The sequence below is a fragment of the Streptomyces sp. NPDC057543 genome, from assembly GCF_042801895.1.
In the GTDB taxonomy this organism is placed as follows: Bacteria; Actinomycetota; Actinomycetes; order Streptomycetales; family Streptomycetaceae; genus Streptomyces.
Map to the genome: position 1 here is coordinate 1 of NZ_JBHVFF010000483.1, position 3,668 is coordinate 3,668.

2 protein-coding genes are annotated in these 3,668 nt (G+C 68.6%); one reads left to right on the forward strand and one right to left on the reverse strand.

The genetic code is table 11. The annotated features are described in order from the left end of the window. Window positions 1–28: 28 nt before the first annotated feature. On the reverse strand, window positions 29–2,317 hold the full coding sequence (locus tag ACFU8Q_RS40155; protein WP_384464764.1) for an FAD-dependent oxidoreductase: 2,289 nt from the start codon (window positions 2,315–2,317) through the stop codon (window positions 29–31). A 343-nt stretch (window positions 2,318–2,660) separates the two neighbouring features. Here ACFU8Q_RS40155 and ACFU8Q_RS40160 point away from each other — a divergent pair, with 343 nt between their 5' ends. Then, on the forward strand, window positions 2,661–3,587 hold the full coding sequence (locus tag ACFU8Q_RS40160) for a carbohydrate ABC transporter permease (protein WP_384464767.1): 927 nt from the start codon (window positions 2,661–2,663) through the stop codon (window positions 3,585–3,587). Window positions 3,588–3,668: the final 81 nt, after the last annotated feature.

Genomic DNA, 3,668 nt, shown 5'->3' on the forward strand with positions numbered 1-3,668 from the left:
GCCTCCACCGGACCCCTTCGCCATGTGGCTATGCGCCGTACGCCTTGAAGGCGATCACGTGCGCGCGCCGTGCCCCGTGCGTCGCGTCGACCACGAGCCGTAGTGCGTCGGTGCGTACGGGGCTGCCGTCCGCGGCCTTCAGTTCGTGTACACGGTGGCGGCGTCGGTTGTCCGTCACCGTCAGGAGTGTGTGCCAGGTACCAGCGGCGTCGCGGCTCTGGATGCGGTAGTCGCGTACGAGTTCCGGCATGACCTCGTACGGGGTGCGGTGGCGGTGCAGGTTGTTGAGGTATTCGTCGACGTCGTCGTCGAACACCAGGCGCGTTTGGGTGAGTTCTTGCTCGTTGGACCAGTCGAGAGAGAGCCACTCAGCGGCGCCCTCCGACGCGGAGGACCACATGTGCGGGCCGCCGTAGGGACGTTGGTATCCGCCTACGGCCCGTTCGGGGTGGAATGCCGTGGTGTCGGGTGCCGCCCGAAAGGCGAAGGTCTGGCGGCGCAGGCCGCGTGCCTGCCATTCCAGGACCAGTTGTCCGTCTTCTTCCGGGATGTCGTGGTCGACGGCCGCGTCTCCCTCGGCCTTCCTGCGCAGGGCGAGGACACCGTCGGTGCGTTCGGGGAGGAGGATCAGGGCCGTGTCCGCGCAGGCGCGGACGATGAGGATCGCGTTCTGGTGGGTGTCGGGGTGGTGGTCGAGGCGGGCCGTGACCCAGTGGGGGCCGCCGGACGGGACGGTGACAGTGGTCGTGAGGAGGTGGTCGGCGGGGACCGCGTTCTCGGGGTGGCCCGTGCTCCACAGTTCCACGGTGAGTTCGCGGGACTGGCCGTTCGGGGTGCCGTGGACGAGGAGGTCGACCGTGTCGAGTGCGGGGTCGACCGGAAGCAGGAGGGCCAGGTCGCGGGTGAGGGGGTACGGGGTGCCGGGCGCGGCCGGTGTGGGTTCGGCGGCCAGACGGGTCAGGTGGGAGGAGGCGGTGACGCGGGCCGTGCGCGCCACGTTGTCGGGGTCGTCGTCGGCGAGGCCGATCACGGAGGCGTCCTGGCGCAGCAGGGTGTGGCGTACCAGTTCCGGTCGCCTGGTGGCGAGTTCGCGCGGCGTGAGGCCCTCGGCGACGCACAGGGCCGCGGCGGTGCCCGCGGCCTCACCGAGTGTCGCGCAGGTGGCCATGACGCGGGTGGCCCCGAAGGCGATGTGGGTGGCGGAGATGTTGCGCCCGGCGAAGTGCAGGTTCGTGACGTTCGCCGAGTACAGGGAGCGCAGCGGGATGTGGAAGATGCCGTCCGCGTATCGCTGGCGGGCGCCGGGCTCGTCGGCGTACATGCCCTGTACGGGGTGGAGGTCGACGGACCAACCGCCGAAGGCGATCCGGTCGGCGAACTGGCGCTGCTGAAGGATGTCCTGCTGAGTGAGGACGTAGTCGCCGAGGAAGCGGCGGTACTCGCGCTTGCCGGGGAGACTGCCGACCCATTCCAGGGTGAGGTTCGCCGCGTCGGGGAACTGGCCGGAGTTCTTGATGTGGTCCCAGATGCCCATGATCACGGCCTGGAGCTCGTCGCGGATGCGCTCGTTGTCGTGGACGGTGTCGAGTTCGCCGCCCCACTCGATCCACCAGTAGTCGCAGCCGTTGTCCCCGGTGCGCAGGATGCGGTTGCGCAGGATGGGCGTGGTCGACAGGTCCTTGGCGTAGGCGGGCGGTACGAACTTCGTCGGCCTGCCCGTGTCCCTGGTGTGGAAGAGGATCGTCGAGCCGAGCAGCGCCCGGTCCGCCTCGGCCGGCGCCCAGGGCTCGTCGAACTCGGTCTGTGCCTCGCGGCCTATGCGGTAGCGGGCGCCGGCGAGGTGGCCGAGCAGGCCGTCACCGGTGCAGTCGAGGAACTGGCGTGCATGGAAGGTGATGCGGCGCTCCGAGCCCACCATCCAGCCGGTGCAGGAGTGCACCTCGCGGCTGTCGTCGGGGCCGCTCGCGTCGACCTCGCGTACGTCGGTGTTGAGGTAGAGGTCGATGTTCGGTTCGGCACGGACGGCGTCGAGGACGACCTGGTCCCAGTAGTAGGGGTTGCCCTCGGGGTTGCGGTACTGGTTCTCGGTGTACAGCTCGCCCATGATTCCGGTCTCACGGGCCCAGCGGTGCACGCCGTGCGCGGTGGCGCCGCAGACCCAGACGCGGATCTCGCTGCTGGCGTTGCCGCCCAGGACGGGCCGGTTGTTGACCAGGGCGACGCGTCGGCCGAGCCGGGCCGCGGCGATGGCCGCGCAGGTCCCCGCCAATCCGCCGCCGATCACGGCGATGTCGTAATGGACCTCTTCTTCCCGCACGGTGCGGCCTCCTTGGTGTGAAGCTCGGATACTCCCCGCCGCAGCGGAGCAGCCTTGAACGTACATCACATCCATATTGTGCAACCACTGTTCATGCAGTGGGATTCGTTGTAAGTTCCGGTTACGGCCACCGACCCGGCTGTCGCGAGCCGAAGTTCAAGTTCAGAGCAGGTGGGGCGAGTTCGCCGGTCCTGCACAGAACCGGCGATTCACCGACCAAAAGGGTTGACGCCATCGCACGATATGGAGAACGATCCCGCATGCTGCAACTTGTATTCACTGGAGCATGGATGGCGTTCACACAGGGCCCCGGCGCTCCCGCCCCGTTTGAGAGGACACACCCATGAGTACGGCCGCACCTCCCCAGAAGGCGCCCCCGCCCCGTCAGCGGACCGGCGGACGGCTCTCCAACGGTGCGTTCGCCCTGCTGCTGACCGCACCGGGACTCGCCCTGTTCGCGGCGATCATCTTCTACCCGCTGCTGTCGGCGCTGTTCACGGGCTTCTTCAAGCAGGATCTGCGGCTGCCGGGCCGGGAGTTCGTCGGCCTGGACAACTTCACATACTGGCTGGACGGCGACTTCCTCACGATCCTCAAGCAGACGCTGATCTTCACCGTCGGCGCGACGCTCGTCCCCTTCGCGCTCGGCTTCGCGCTCGCGCTCGCGCTGAACACCGGTCTCAGGGGCAGCGGCTTCCTGCGCGGCTTGTTCCTGTTCCCCTGGGTGATCCCGGGCGTGGTGGTCTCCTTCCTGTGGATGTGGATCTTCAACGCAAACTACGGGGTGCTCAACGGCGTCCTCATGGAGACCGGAATCATCGACGAGTCCGTCGCCTGGCTCGGCCAGCCCGGCACCGCGATGCTCGCCGTCATCGTCACCAAGACCTGGGCCAGTTTCCCCTGGATGATGGTGATGCTCCTGGCCGGTCTGCAGACCGTGCCCAGGGAGCTGCACGAGGCGGCCTCGATGGACGGGGCGGGCTCCATCCGGCGCTTCTTCGCCGTCACCTGGCCGCAGGTCCGCGGTGTCGCCTCGATCGTGCTCCTGCTGGAGTTCATCTGGAACTTCCAGCACTTCGACACCATCTACGTCCTCACCGGCGGCGGACCGGCCGGCACCACCGAGACGTTCGCGACCGCCGTGTACCAGACCGCCTTCAAGGGCTTCGACATCGGCCGGGCCACCGCGCTAGGCGGACTGTGGATGCTGCTCCTGCTCCTCCTCGTCGCCGTCTACCTCAGGATCACCGAGCGGAAGGACGACGCCTGATGACCTCCCCCACCTCCACCGCGCGGTCCGCCGTCGACCGGCCGCGGCCGGCCGCCACGCGGGCCGGGCGCGGCGCTCGGC